Origin of the sequence: Nonomuraea maheshkhaliensis, from assembly GCF_039529435.1 — a bacterium.
Lineage (GTDB): Bacteria > Actinomycetota > Actinomycetes > Streptosporangiales > Streptosporangiaceae > Nonomuraea > Nonomuraea maheshkhaliensis.
Window position 1 is genome coordinate 19,011 of sequence record NZ_BAAAMU010000063.1, and the last position, 12,710, is coordinate 31,720.

At 72.3% G+C, this 12,710-nt stretch carries 13 protein-coding genes and 1 pseudogene; 11 read left to right on the top strand and 3 right to left on the bottom strand.

The features are described 5' to 3' along the window. The first annotated feature begins 25 nt into the window (after window positions 1–25). The 3 genes and pseudogenes from ABFX54_RS33750 to ABFX54_RS57140 all read left to right on the top strand — a co-directional run. Window positions 26–1,192, top strand: coding sequence for a pyridoxal phosphate-dependent aminotransferase (locus ABFX54_RS33750; RefSeq protein WP_346110643.1), 1,167 nt, complete (start codon window positions 26–28; stop codon window positions 1,190–1,192). Window positions 1,193–1,282: 90 nt separating this feature from the next. Continuing rightward, a complete protein-coding gene (locus ABFX54_RS33755) occupies window positions 1,283–1,486 on the top strand; it encodes a CopG family transcriptional regulator (protein ID WP_346110644.1) in 204 nt (67 codons plus the stop codon). A 32-nt stretch (window positions 1,487–1,518) separates the two neighbouring features. Further along, window positions 1,519–1,671 (top strand): annotated as a pseudogene (locus tag ABFX54_RS57140) (type II toxin-antitoxin system death-on-curing family toxin); the annotation flags it as partial. 256 nt (window positions 1,672–1,927) lie between these two features. Here ABFX54_RS57140 and ABFX54_RS33760 read toward each other — a convergent pair. Together ABFX54_RS33760 and ABFX54_RS33765 are read right to left on the bottom strand one after the other, a co-directional pair. Then, window positions 1,928–3,040, bottom strand: a complete 1,113-nt coding sequence (locus ABFX54_RS33760; RefSeq protein ID WP_346110645.1) for an FUSC family protein — start codon at window positions 3,038–3,040, stop codon at window positions 1,928–1,930. Between the two features lie 71 nt (window positions 3,041–3,111). Then, a complete protein-coding gene (locus tag ABFX54_RS33765) occupies window positions 3,112–3,774 on the bottom strand; it encodes an alpha/beta fold hydrolase (protein WP_346110646.1) in 663 nt (220 codons plus the stop codon). A gap of 166 nt (window positions 3,775–3,940) precedes the next feature. Here ABFX54_RS33765 and bar point away from each other — a divergent pair, with 166 nt between their 5' ends. The 8 genes from bar (at window position 3,941) to ABFX54_RS33805 (ending at window position 10,373) form a co-directional block, all read left to right on the top strand. Next, window positions 3,941–5,038, top strand: a complete 1,098-nt coding sequence (bar, locus tag ABFX54_RS33770; protein WP_346110647.1) for a barbiturase — start codon at window positions 3,941–3,943, stop codon at window positions 5,036–5,038. An 11-nt stretch (window positions 5,039–5,049) separates the two neighbouring features. Beyond that, on the top strand, window positions 5,050–5,589 hold the full coding sequence (locus ABFX54_RS33775) for an SseB family protein (RefSeq protein ID WP_346110648.1): 540 nt from the start codon (window positions 5,050–5,052) through the stop codon (window positions 5,587–5,589). A gap of 78 nt (window positions 5,590–5,667) precedes the next feature. Next, on the top strand, window positions 5,668–6,249 hold the full coding sequence (locus ABFX54_RS33780) for a prepilin peptidase (protein ID WP_346110649.1): 582 nt from the start codon (window positions 5,668–5,670) through the stop codon (window positions 6,247–6,249). Between the two features lie 44 nt (window positions 6,250–6,293). Beyond that, a complete protein-coding gene (gene aroC, locus ABFX54_RS33785) occupies window positions 6,294–7,475 on the top strand; it encodes a chorismate synthase (RefSeq protein ID WP_346110650.1) in 1,182 nt (393 codons plus the stop codon). Window positions 7,476–7,554: 79 nt separating this feature from the next. Further along, window positions 7,555–8,055, top strand: a complete 501-nt coding sequence (locus tag ABFX54_RS33790) for a shikimate kinase (protein ID WP_346110651.1) — start codon at window positions 7,555–7,557, stop codon at window positions 8,053–8,055. 64 nt (window positions 8,056–8,119) lie between these two features. Continuing rightward, complete coding sequence (gene aroB, locus ABFX54_RS33795) at window positions 8,120–9,190, top strand: 3-dehydroquinate synthase (RefSeq protein ID WP_346110652.1); 1,071 nt, start codon at window positions 8,120–8,122, stop codon at window positions 9,188–9,190. Further along, the gene (aroQ, locus tag ABFX54_RS33800; protein ID WP_346110653.1) at window positions 9,187–9,621 is read left to right on the top strand and encodes a type II 3-dehydroquinate dehydratase; all 435 of its coding nucleotides are present in this window, start codon (window positions 9,187–9,189) and stop codon (window positions 9,619–9,621) included. Before aroB ends, aroQ begins: the two co-directional genes overlap by 4 nt. Then, the gene (locus ABFX54_RS33805; protein ID WP_346110654.1) at window positions 9,618–10,373 is read left to right on the top strand and encodes an SGNH/GDSL hydrolase family protein; all 756 of its coding nucleotides are present in this window, start codon (window positions 9,618–9,620) and stop codon (window positions 10,371–10,373) included. The genes aroQ and ABFX54_RS33805 overlap by 4 nt, the downstream gene beginning before the upstream one ends. Before the next feature lie 184 nt (window positions 10,374–10,557). Here the strand turns inward: ABFX54_RS33805 and ABFX54_RS33810 are convergent, their stop codons facing one another. Beyond that, window positions 10,558–12,555, bottom strand: coding sequence for an ATP-dependent DNA helicase (locus ABFX54_RS33810; protein ID WP_346110655.1), 1,998 nt, complete (start codon window positions 12,553–12,555; stop codon window positions 10,558–10,560). Window positions 12,556–12,710 lie beyond the last annotated feature (155 nt).

Below are 12,710 nucleotides of genomic sequence, written 5' to 3' on the forward strand. Positions count from 1 at the left end.
GCGACGAGACTAATAGTGTGGAGCCGTGACCGGACCACTTGTTACCAGGATGCGCGCCTTCGGCACGACGATTTTCGCGGAGATGAGCGCGCTCGCCGTCCAGACCGGATCGATCAACCTCGGCCAGGGCTTCCCTGACACCGACGGTCCCGCGGCGATGCTCGACCGCGCCGTCCAGGCCATCGGCGCGGGCGCGAACCAGTATCCGCCCGGCCCCGGGGTGCTGGAGCTGCGGCAGGCGGTCTCGGAGCACCGGGTCACCCACTACGGGCTCTCCTACGATCCCGTGAGCGAGATCCTGGTCACGGTGGGCGCCACCGAGGCCGTGGCGGCCACCGTCCTGGCGCTGTGCGAGCCGGGCGACGAGGTGATCGCGTTCGAGCCTTACTACGACTCCTACGCCGCCTCGATCGCGCTGGCCCAGGCCCGCCTGGTGCCCGTGACGCTGCGCCCCTCCGAGGGCCGCTTCACCTTCGACCCCGGCGAGCTGCGCGCCGCCGTCACCCCGCGCACCAGGGCCGTGCTCGTCAACTCGCCGCACAACCCGACCGGCACCGTCTTCACCCGCGACGAGCTGACCGCCATCGCGGAGCTCTGCCAGGAGCACGGGCTGATCGCCATCACCGACGAGGTGTACGAGCACCTGACCTTCGACGGGGTCGAGCACATCCCGATGGCCACGCTGCCCGGCATGCGGGAGCGCACGGTGATGATCTCCTCGGCCGGCAAGACGTTCTCCGTCACCGGCTGGAAGACGGGCTGGGTGTGCGCACCTCCCGAGCTGGTCACCGCGGTGCAGACGGTCAAGCAGTTCCTCACGTTCACCGCGAACGCGCCGTGGCAGCTCGCCGTCGCCTACGGGCTGCGGCACGAGCTGGAGTGGGTGGCCGCGCTCAGGGCCGGGCTGCAGGACAAACGCGACCGGCTGATGGAGGGGCTGTCGGCGGCGGGCTTCTCGGTGCTGCGGCCGGCGGGGACGTACTTCGTGCAGACCGACATCCGGCCGCTGGGCTTCTCCGACGGGCTGGAGCTCTGCCGGCGGCTGCCCGAGCTGGCCGGGGTGGTGGCCATCCCGACGCAGGTCTTCTACGACCGCCCGGAACGGGGGCGGCATTTCGTGCGGTTCGCCTTCTGCAAGAAGGACGAGGTCATCGAGGAGGCGGTCACCCGGCTGAAGCGTCTGTCCTCCTGAACCGCCCGCGACGGTCTTGACCCATCGTGACGGAAGGTAGCTCTCTGCCGTGGTATCGCGGTGATACCATCTCGCGTCCACGATGGGGGCATGGCTATGACCCTCCGCTTGAGCGACGAGCAGAGCGAGGCCCTCCGCAAGCGCGCGGAGGCTGAAGGGCGGGGCATGCGGCAGACAGCCCTGCGGGCCATTGACGACTACCTTCAGCGGGTCTCGCAGGACGAGCTCACTGATGCCCTTGCGGAGAAGGGCGCCCAGAGATTCGCCGGCCTGTTGCGGAGGCTCGGCGAGTGACCGACTACATCGGCCTGGAGCAAGGGCTGAGCGTGGCTCGCAGAGCCGTCGGAGGGCCCATCGAAGTCCGGGACCTCGGGCTCTTCGACGCGGCTCTGCTGCGGCCCCAGACCTCCTTGTTCGGCCGGGACGCCTATCCCGACCTCATGGTCAAGGCCGCCGCGCTGCTCCGCTCGGTGGTCGCCAGCCATCCGTTCGTCGACGGCGACGAGCGAGCGGGCTGGCTGCTGACCTACGTCTTCCTGGCCAGGAACGGGGTGGAGCTCGATCCTGTCGACGACGACCCGCTTATGACCTGGTCATCACGGTCGCATCGGGCAAGACGACCGACCTGGACGAGATCGCAGACGTGCTGCGCACCTTCGTCTGAGGCAGCCCGCGGACGACGCTCAGCCATGGGAGGGTCCTCGCTCAGCCGGGTGGGGCCCTTCCGGGTGACGCTCAGCGCCGCTGGGCCGCCTCGCCGCTCGCGCCGTTCGGCTCGTCGAGAGGGGTCAGCGCCGCCGTCGCCTCCGCGTGCCCCATCCCCGTCGCCTGCAACAGGTCCACGACCACCGACCGCAACTGCGCGATGATGACGTGCGCCGAGAAGCCCAGCCCGTCCGGCCGCAGCAGCGCCGCCACCGCCAGCAGCGCCTGCTGGGCCAGCGTCGGTTCCCGGCCGGCTCCGAGCTCGAGCTGCAGCAGCAGCGCCGCCTCCGAGACCTCGCGCATCGCCTCCGCCAGCGCGGCCGGAGGCGGGCTCGCCTCGCCGAGCGAGGCCAGGGTGCGCCGGCTCAGCACCCGCGCGTTCCGCAACGCCAGGTCCACCGGCAGCGCGGCGGTCTCGTAACGGGCCAGGCGGGCGCGCCGGTGCCAGTGCAGCGGGGAGATCATCGCGATCTCCTTGCTGGTCGCCAGCGCCTCCTCGAACTCCTCCACCGCCGCCTGCGTCGCCCGCGCCTCGTCCAGCGCCTCGGCCGCCAGGTCCGCGTCCCGCTTCTCGATCGCCTCCGCCGCCCGTTCCATCACCGTGGACAGCGCGTCGAGCACCCCCGACAGGTGCTTGGCCGCGATCGCGAACGGGCTCGCGGGCAGCAGCGCCACCGCGACGACGCCGATGACGCCGCCGGTGAGCGCGTCGGCCATCCGGTCCAGGCCGCCCGCGTCCTCGCCGGGCACCAGGGCGGCCACCAGCACGGCCGACGAGCCCGCCTGGGCGACGAACAGCGCGCCGCTGTTCAGCACCACCGCCACCGCCATGGCCAGCGCCACCACGAGCCCGAGCTGCCAGGCGCCCGAGCCGATCCACGACACCAGCAGGTCGCCCACGCCGACGCCCAGGCTGACGCCGACCACCAGCTCGACGAGCCGGCGCAGCCGCCGGCCGAGGCCGACGCCCACGCAGATCAGCACGGAGATGGGGGCGAAGAACGGATGGGGGTGGCCGAGCAGCTGGGTGGCGATGATCCAGGCCAGGGCGGCGCCGACCGCGCATTGCGCGATGGAGGGAGCCATCAGGCCGAACGTGCCCAGCCGGTCCTTGACGAGATCGCTGAGCCGGGTTCGCACCATTCCACGATGCCTGATCATTATGACGGTAAGGTCACATCAGCGCCTTTTGGTCCCTTTTCGTCCGATCGCGTTCACTCGTCGAGGAACGCCTCCACCACGCCCAGGAACTCCTTGCGGGCGTCCATGTGGATCAGGTGCCCGGCCTCGATCCTGACCAGCCGCGCGCCCGGGATGCGGGCCGCCACGTCGGGCTCGAACGGGCTCAGCGTCCCCGACAGCACCAGCGTCGGCGCCGTGATCCTGGTCAGGCCCTCGGCCCACGCCGGATCGGGGTTCAGCAGCTGCCGTTCCGTGTCGTGCATCATCCGCCAGTCGAACGCGGTGGACCCGTCCTCCACGATCGGCTCGCGCCCGGTGAGCGGGTGGGCCGGTGGCGGGTCCTCCAGGACGAGCCGCGCGACCCGGTCCGGATGCCGCATGGCGAGGTGGTAGGCGACCACGCCGCCGAGCGAGTGCCCGACCACCGCCGCCCGTGCGGCGCCGAGGTGGTCGAGCAGCGCCGCGATGTCCTCGGCCATCTCGGGCAGCGGGTACGCGCCCGGCCGGTCGCTGGCCCCGTGGCCCCTCAGATCGGGCACGAAGACATGGCGCCGGGCCGCGAACCGCTGCGTGATGCCGTTCCAGTCGTTGTGGTCGGCGGTCCGGCCGTGGAGCAGCAGGAGCGGGGGAGTGGCGGGGTCGCCTTCCTCCCGGTAGACGAGCTTGATCCCGTTGACGTGCGCGTCGCGAATCACGCCCGCGACCCTACCCCCGGGCCCCCTGGCCGGCATCGCGCCCCCGGAGCCGGACACTGAGCGCACCTTGACATCACCGGCGGGGTACGTGGGCACACATTGACCATGAACCCCGCCGACCGGGCTCGGTAGCGTGGGGGACCGCCGCCAGGAGAAAGGGCTACGCATGCCGGACCCCATCGAAGTGCGCAAAGTGCCGATCGAGAGCGTCACCGACGCCTCGGGGCTGTCGCGGCTCATCGCCGACGGGGTGATCGAGGCCGAGCGGGTGCTGGCCGTGGTCGGCAAGACCGAGGGCAACGGCGGCGTCAACGACTACACCCGCGTCCTGGCCGACCGCGCCTTCCGCGAGGTGCTGGCCGAGCACGGGCACCCGGCGCCGGAGAGCGTGCCGCTGGTGTGGTCGGGCGGCACCGACGGCATCCTGAGCCCCCACGCCACCATCTTCGCCACCACCGCCGACGCCCCCGCCACCGACGAGCCGCGGCTGTCGGTCGGGGTGGCGATGAGCGAGGTCATCCTGCCCGAGGACATCGGCAGGCCCCCCATGGTGGAGAAGGTCGCCGCGGGCGTCCGCGAAGCCATGAAGATCGCCGGCATCGACGACCCGCGCGACGTGCACTACGTACAGACCAAGACGCCCCTGCTCACCCTCGCCACCATCACCGACGCCAAGAACCGCGGCCAGGACACCGCCATCGAGGAGACCGGCCCCTCCATGGACCTGTCCAACTCCACCACCGCGCTCGGCATCGCCGTCGCGCTCGGCGAGATCGAGATGCCGAGCGCCGGCCAGATCCACAAGGACCTGTCGCTCTACTCCTCCGTCGCCTCGTGCTCGTCGGGCGTCGAGCTGGACCGGGCGCAGATCGTGCTGGTGGGGAACGTCCGCGGGATCGGCGGTCGCTACCGCATCGGGCACAGCGTCATGAAGGACGCACTCGACGCCGACGGCATCTGGGAGGCCATCAGGGACGCGGGGCTCGCGCTGCCCGATCGCCCGCACCCGTCTGACCTCGACGGGCGGCTGGTCAACGTGTTCATGAAATGCGAGGCCGACCCGTCGGGGCGGGTGCGCGGGCGGCGCAACATCATGCTCGACGACTCCGACGTGCACTGGCACCGGCAGATCAAGGCGGCGGTGGGCGGGGTGGCGGCCTCGGTCACGGGCGACCCGGCGGTGTTCGTCTCGGTGGCCGCCGTGCATCAGGGGCCATCCGGCGGCGGGCCGGTCGCGGCCATCGCCGACTTGAGCCAGCGGTAGTCTCGGAGGTTGTGCCGAGCATCCCGCAGCCCCTCGATCCCCACGACGACGGCGCCGCCGCACCCGCCGTGGCCGCCGCCCTGTCCGCGTACGAAGCGGGCACGGCCGGTCCCGCCGAGGTGCTCAACGCCCTCTCCGGCGCGCGGCTGCTCGTGCCCGTGGTCGCACTCCTGACCGAGACCGAGGTCGGCGCGCACGGCCTGAAGCAGGAGAAGGAGAGTGAGATGGCCCTGCCCAAGCTCGTCGGGCAGGACGGCAGGCAGGCGGTGCTCGCCTTCACCGGCACCGACGCGCTGACCAGGTGGCGGCCCGACGCCCGGCCCATCCAGGCCACCGCGCTGCAGGTCTGCCAGGCCGCCGTGCAGGAGCGGGCGGCGGCGGTCGTGGTGGACGTGGCCGGGCCTGTGCAGTTCGTGATCGAGGGCGAGGTGCTGGCGGCGCTGGCCGCGGTCGAGTCCGGCACGGTGAGCGAGCTGAACGGGGTGACGGTGGCCAAGGTGACACCGGCCGCCCCACGCCGGCGCCGCTGGTTCTCCAGAAAGAACGGCTGAGGCCAGGCGCCTTCGCGTTCATGCCCAGTCTGTGCGGTGACCCGCGGCTGATGGGGCGCGCGGGTTAAGGTCGGCGGCGTGGTCGCACTCATGGCGCTGATCGGCCTGTTCTGCGGAGACCGCATCAGGGCACTCGCCCGCTCCTACGACGACCTCCCCGCGCCCGCCCCGTCCTGGCCGGCCCTGGAGCCGGTGTGCGCCGGGGTGGCCGCGCTGGTCGCGTGGCGGGCGGGGCTCCCTTACGTGTGCTTCGCCGTCATCGGCGTCGCCCTGGCGGTGATCGACTGGCGTACCAGCACGCTGCCCGACGCGATCACGCTGCCGGCGTACCCGATCACCGCGCTCGCGCTGCTGCCGACCGGCGAACTGCCCAGGGCGCTGGCCGGCGGGGCGGCGCTGGCGGCCGCGTACGGGCTGCTCTGGCTCGTCAGGCCGCAGGCCATGGGGTTCGGCGACGTCAAGCTGGCCGGCCTCATCGGCATGGCCGCCGGCGCGCTCGGCTGGCAGGCCGTGGTGCTGGCCGCCTTCTGCGGGCAGTTGCTCGGCGCCCTCTACGGCCTGGCCCTGCTGGTGACCGGCCGCGGCACGCGGGACACGCAGTTCCCCTTCGGCCCCTTCATGCTGCTGGGGGCGCTCACGACACTCTGTCTCGCATGGTGACCGCAGGGACATCTCACTAGGCGGTACGTGGAAGACTTGTACGCATGTTGCGCTGGTTGACCGCCGGAGAGTCCCACGGCCCCGAACTCGTCGCCATCCTCGAAGGCCTGCCGGCCGGGGTTGAGGTGACCACGTCCGCCATCGACGAGGCCCTGCGCCGCCGCAGGCTCGGCTACGGTCGCGGGGCGCGGATGAAGTTCGAGCAGGACCAGGTGACGATCGCCGGCGGCGTCCGCCATGGCCGCACCATGGGCAGCCCGGTCGCCGTCCGCGTCGGCAACACCGAGTGGCCCAAGTGGGAGAAGGTCATGGCGGCCGACCCGGTCGACCCGGCCGAGCTGGAGGGCCTGGCCCGCAACGCGCCCAGGTCGCGCCCCCGCCCCGGCCACGCCGACCTGGCCGGCATGCAGAAATACGGCTTCGACGACGCCCGCAACGTGCTCGACCGGGCCAGCGCCCGCGAGACCGCCGCCAGGGTGGCGCTCGGCGAGGTCGCCAGGCGCTTCCTCAAGCAGGCGCTCGGCGTCGACATCGTCAGCCACGTGACCGAGATCGGCGGCGCGCGCACACCGTCCCCGGTGCTGCCCGGCCCCGGCGACCTGGCCAGGATCGACGCCGACCCGGTGCGCTGCTCCGACGCCGAGGGCAGCGCCGCGATGGTCGCCGTGATCGACAAGGCGCACAAGGACGGCGACACGCTCGGCGGCGTCGTCGAGGTGCTCGCCTACGGCCTGCCGCCGGGCCTGGGCAGCTACACCCACTGGGACCGCAGGCTCGACTCCAGGCTGGCCGGCGCGCTCATGGGCATCCAGGCGATCAAGGGCGTGGCGGTCGGCGACGGCTTCGAGACGGCACGGCGTCCCGGCTCCCAGGCCCACGACGAGATCGAATACACCACCGACGACGGCGTGCGCCGCATCACCAACCGCGCGGGCGGCGTCGAGGGCGGGATGAGCAACGGCGAGATCCTGCGGGTGAGCGCCGCCATGAAGCCCATCTCGACGGTGCCGAGGGCGCTGGCCACGATCGACGTCAAGACCGGCGAGGCGGCCAAGGCCCACCACGAGCGCTCCGACGTGTGCGCCGTCCCCGCGGCCGGCATCGTGGCCGAGGCGATGGTGGCGCTGGTGCTGGCCGACGCGGCGATCGAGAAGTTCGGCGGCGACTCCGTGGAGGAGGTCGCCCGCAACCTGTCCGGCTACCTCTCCTCCATGGTGATCAAGTAAGCCCGGCGCGGATGCGCCAAGTGAGCACAGTGCGGGTGAGACGACTGAGCACGGTGCGGATGAGAATGGTGAGCGACATATGAGCAGGGTTGTGCTGATCGGGCCGCCCGGATCCGGCAAGACCACGCTCGGCCGGCTGCTGGCCGAGCGGCTCGGCGTCGGGTTCCGCGACACCGACGCCGACATCGAGGCCGTGGCGGGCAAGCCCGTCTCCGACATCTTCGTCGAGGACGGCGAGGAGCGCTTCCGCGAGCTGGAGCACGACGCCGTGCGCCGGGCGCTGGCCGAGCACGACGGCGTCCTGTCGCTCGGCGGCGGCGCCGTGCTGCACGCGGAGACGCAGACCCTGCTCCAGGGGCAGCACGTGGTCTACCTCCAGGTCGGGCTCTCCGACGCGATCCAGCGGGTCGGGCTCGCCTCCGCCAGGCCGCTGCTGGTGCTCAACCCGCGCAGCCAGCTGAAGAAGCTGATGGAGGAGCGGCGGCCGATCTACGAGCGGCTGGCCGTCATGACGGTGGTCACCGACAAGCGCGAGCCGGCCGACCTGGCCGACGAGATCGTGAAGGGCCTGGGCGCATGACGAGTCCGTGCGCGGGCCCCGCCGCGAAGGCCAGGGTGATCGCGAGCGTGAAGGTGGTGGCCCCGTGACCGCGACGCGGATCCACGTGCGCGGCGACAGCCCGTACGACGTCGTCGTCGGCACCGGCGTGCTGGCCGAGCTGGCCACGCTCTTCAAGCCGGGCGTGCGCACCGTGGCGGTGATCAGCCCCGAGACGCTGCCGGAGATCTCCCGGCCGGTCCGCGCGGCGCTGTCCGAGGCCGGTTACCAGGTGGTCGAGCTGACCGTGCCCGACGGCGAGCGGGCCAAGAGCGTCGAGGTGACCGCGCGGCTCTGGTCCGAGCTGGGCCGGCACGGCGTGACCAGGTCCGACGCCGTGGTGGGCGTGGGCGGGGGAGCGACGACCGATCTGGCCGGGTTCGTGGCGGCCACGTGGCTGCGCGGCGTGCAGGTCGTGCTGGTGCCGACGACGCTGCTGGCCATGGTCGACGCGGCGGTCGGCGGCAAGAACGGCATCGACACGGCCGAGGGCAAAAACCTCGTGGGCACGTTCCTGCCGCCCGCCGGCGTGCTGTGCGAGCTGTCCACGCTCGACAGCATGCCGAGGCGCGACTACGTGGCGGGCCTGGCCGAGGTGATCAAGGGCGGCTTCATCGCCGACCCCGAGATCCTGCGGCTGGTCGAGTCCGACCCCGAGGCGGCCACCCGTCCCGGCGGGCCCCACACGCGCGAGCTGATCGAGCGCAAGATCCGGGTGAAGGCCGACGTCGTGGGCGCCGACCTGCGCGAGGCCGGGCTGCGCGAGATCCTCAACTACGGCCACACGCTCGGCCACGCCATCGAGCGCGACGAGCACTACGGCATCCGCCACGGCGAGGCCGTGGCCATCGGCATGGTCTACGCCGCCGAGCTGTCCAGGCTGGCGGGCCGTGCCGACGTCGTCGAACGCACGCGTGCCGTCCTGACCGGCGTCGGCCTGCCCGTCTCCTACCGCGCCGACGCCTGGCCGCGCCTGCGCGACCACATGCGCCTGGACAAGAAGAGCCGCGGCGCCAAGCAGCGCTTCGTCGTGCTCGACGGCCTGGCCGAGCCCGGCCGCCTCGAAGGCCCCGCGGAAGAGCTGCTCGAAGCCGCCTACAAGGAGATCGCCGAATGATCCTCGTACTCAACGGGCCCAATCTCGGCCGGCTCGGCAAGCGCGAGCCCGGCGTCTACGGCGCCTCCACCTACGAGGACCTCGTCCAGCTCTGCCGCGAGACCGCGGGCAAGCTCGGCCACGACGTCGACGTGCGCCAGACCGACTCCGAGGCCGAGCTGATCGGCTGGATCCACGAGGCGTGCGACGGGCGCATCCCGGTGGTGCTCAACCCGGCCGCCTTCACCCACTACTCCTACGCCGTGCGCGACGCCGTGGCCCAGCGCACCGCCCCGCTCGTCGAGGTGCACATCTCCAATCCCGCGGCCAGGGAAGAGTTTCGTCATACCTCCGTCGTGGCCGGGGTGGCGACGGGCACGATCGCGGGCTTCGGACTACAGTCGTACGTCCTTGCGCTGCACGCTATCGCGGAGATGAACACCACCTCATGAGGCACTACAAGTCCTTCGTCGCCCTCGGCGACAGCTTCACGGAAGGGCTGAACGATCCCGGTCCCGACGGCCACTACCGGGGCTGGGCCGACCGGGTGGCCGAGCGGCTCGCCGCCGACGACCCCTCCTTCCGCTACGCCAACCTGGCCGTCAGGGGCAAGCTCCTCGACCAGGTCGCGGCCGAGCAGGTGCCGGTGGCGGTGGAGATGGGGGCCGACCTGGTCAGCTTCTGCGCCGGGGGCAACGACCTGCTGCGGCCGGGCAGCGACCCCGACGTGATGGCCAAGACCCTCGCGCGGGCCGTGCGCGAGCTGCGCGCGGGCGGAGCCGACGTGCTGCTGTTCACCGGCGTCGATCCGCGCGACACGCCGCTGATGCGGCGCCTGCGCGGCCGCTTCGCCGTCTACTACCTGCACCTGCGCTCCATCGCCGACCTGTACGGGTGCCGCCTCGTCGACCAGTGGTCCATGCAGGGGCTGCGCGACTGGCGGGCCTGGAGCGCCGACCGGCTGCACATGAACGAGGACGGTCACCGGCTCGTCGCGGCCCGGGTGCTCGACGTGCTGGGCGTGCCGTTCGAGGACTGGCGCAAGGACTGGCCCGAGCGTTCCGTCGATCCCCGGGCCCGGCGGCGCGAGGACGCCCAGTGGATCCGCGAGCACCTGGTGCCGTGGATGTCGCGCCGCCTGCGCGGCGTGTCGTCGGGCGACGGCATCCTGCCCAAACGCCCCGACCTCGCCCCCTGGTCCTGACCGGCACCTTCCCCGGCCCCGGGTCCCCGGCCTCCCGGACGTCGCGGTCCCCCACGCCGGGGACCCCGTCGGTGATCTCCCCGTCCTGGTCGCAGCAGTAGTCGCGGTCCCCGACGTAGGGGACCCTGGCCTCCGCTTCCCCGACCTCGACCCAGGCCCGGCGTCGCCGGGCCTGAGGGACGGGTCAGGCGGGTTCGGTGGCCAGGCGCTTGAGCGCGGCCCGGGGGATCGCCGGGTCGGTCGTGCGCCAGAACGGCGGCAGCGAGCCCAGCAGGAAGCCGCTGTAGCGGGCGGTCGCCAGCCGGGGGTCCAGGACCGCGATCACGCCCTTGTCGTCCTGCGAGCGCAGCAGCCGCCCGACGCCCTGGGCCAGCAGCAGCGCCGCGTGGTTGGCCGCCACCGCCATGAACCCGTTGCCGCCCCTGGCCGCCACGTGCCGCTGCCTGGCCGAGGTGAGCGGGTCGTCGGGGCGCGGGAACGGCACCCGGTCGATGATGACCAGCCGCAGCGAGGGCCCGGGCACGTCCACCCCCTGCCACAGCGACAGCGTGCCGAACAGGCAGGTCGGCTCGTCCTCGGCGAACTGCTTGACCAGCAGCATCGTCGAGTCGTCGCCCTGGCACAGCAGCGGCACGTCCAGCCGGTCGCGCAGCGCCTCGGTGGCCGCCTTGGCCGCGCGCATCGAGGAGAACAGGCCCAGCGTGCGCCCCCCGGCGGCCTCGATCAGCTCGGTGATCTCGTCGAGGTACTGCTGCGGCAGCCCGTCGCGGCCCGGCTGGGGCAGGTGCTTGGCGACGTACAGGATGCCCGCGCGCGGGTGGTCGAACGGCGAGCCGACGTCGATGCCCTGCCAGCCCTTGCCGTCGCCGAGCCCCCACTGCGCCGCCAGCGCGTCGAACGTGCCGCCGAGCGCCAGGGTGGCCGAAGTGAGCACGACCGTGCGCTCGCCGAAGAGCTTGTCGCGCAGCATGCCGCTCACGCTCAGCGGCGCGACGCGCAGTGCCGGCGGGCGCCGGTCGGTGCCGGCGTCGAGCCAGACCACCTCGGCGCGGTCGGACTCGGAGTCGTGGCCGTACGCCTCCAGCATGCGCACCGCCGTGTCGTGCACCTCGTCGAGGGCGTTGAACGCGGCCTTGCGCTGCCCCGCCTTGTCGGGATCGTCCTTGTCGGCGTTACGCGGCCCCATGGCGGTGACGCAGCGCCAGGAGGTGTCGCGGATGAGCTGCAGCGTCAGCCCGAGCACCTGGGGCAGCTCGTCGATGCGGCCGGGCGGCGCGGCGGCCAGCAGCGCCTTGAGGTCTTCGCCGGCCTCCATGAGCTGGTCGGCGATGGGCTGGTCGATCAGCCGGCCGACCCGGCGCACCGCCAGCATCACCGACGACTCCGACAGCTCGCCGGTCACCACGGAGGTCACCCGGTCGACCAGCTCGTGGGCCTCGTCGACCACCACGACCTCGTGCTCGGGCAGCACCGGCAGCTCGCCCATGGCATCGATGGCCATCAGCGCGTGGTTGGTCACCACCACGTCGACCTCGCCGGCCCGCGCCCTGGCCAGCTCGGCGAAGCACTCGGCCCCCGAGGGGCAGCGGCTGGCGCCGAGGCACTCCTGGGCGCTCACGGAGAACTGCCGCCACGCCTGCTCGCTCACGCCGGGCACCAGCTCGTCGCGGTCGCCGGTCTCGGTCTCCTCGGCCCACTCCTGGATGCGCTGCACCATGCGGCCGGTCGCGCTCACCTCGCGCGGGTCGAACAGCTGGTCCTGCTCGTCCTCCTCGGGCCAGCCGGCCGTGGCCTTGTAGCGGCACAGGTAGTTGCGGCGGCCCTTGAGAATGGCGAACGTCGGCTCGTGCGGCAGCTCCTTGGCCAGCGCCTCCGACAGCCGGGGCAGGTCGCGGTCGACGAGCTGGCGCTGCAGCGCGATGGTGGCCGTGGAGATCACCACGGGGGTGTCGCTGTCCATCGCGTGGCGGATGGAGGGCACCAGGTAGGCCAGCGACTTGCCGGTGCCCGTGCCGGCCTGGACGGCCAGATGCTCCTCGGTGTCGATGGCCTTCTGCACAGCCTGGACCATGGTGATCTGGCCCTGACGTTCGCTCCCTCCGAGAGCTTTGACCGCGATGCTGAGCAGTTCGTCCACTGACGGGAGATGGGAGTCCGGCACGGCAGTAAACGCTACCCGCATTCACGGGCCGCCGCGCCGAACGCCGTGTGATCGGCCAGACGCATCCTGGCGTTCGCGAAAACTCCCGCCGGGTTGCGTGGCACACTGGGCGATCGGAACTCCAGCCGGTGACGTAGAGTCTTCACCGGTTGTGACCACAGGGGTTCCGGGAGTAG

Excerpts from the sequence above, each read along its gene's own strand:
- ABFX54_RS33755 (WP_346110644.1), top strand. The coding sequence starts at position 1,283 with ATGGCTATGACCCTCCGCTTGAGCGACGAGCAGAGCGAGGCCCTCCGC.
- ABFX54_RS33760 (WP_346110645.1), bottom strand. The coding sequence starts at position 3,040 with ATGGTGCGAACCCGGCTCAGCGATCTCGTCAAGGACCGGCTGGGCACG.
- bar (WP_346110647.1), top strand. The coding sequence starts at position 3,941 with ATGCCGGACCCCATCGAAGTGCGCAAAGTGCCGATCGAGAGCGTCACC.
- aroC (WP_346110650.1), top strand. The coding sequence starts at position 6,294 with ATGTTGCGCTGGTTGACCGCCGGAGAGTCCCACGGCCCCGAACTCGTC.
- ABFX54_RS33790 (WP_346110651.1), top strand. The coding sequence starts at position 7,555 with ATGAGCAGGGTTGTGCTGATCGGGCCGCCCGGATCCGGCAAGACCACG.
- aroQ (WP_346110653.1), top strand. The coding sequence starts at position 9,187 with ATGATCCTCGTACTCAACGGGCCCAATCTCGGCCGGCTCGGCAAGCGC.
- ABFX54_RS33805 (WP_346110654.1), top strand. The coding sequence starts at position 9,618 with ATGAGGCACTACAAGTCCTTCGTCGCCCTCGGCGACAGCTTCACGGAA.
- ABFX54_RS33810 (WP_346110655.1), bottom strand. The coding sequence starts at position 12,555 with ATGCGGGTAGCGTTTACTGCCGTGCCGGACTCCCATCTCCCGTCAGTG.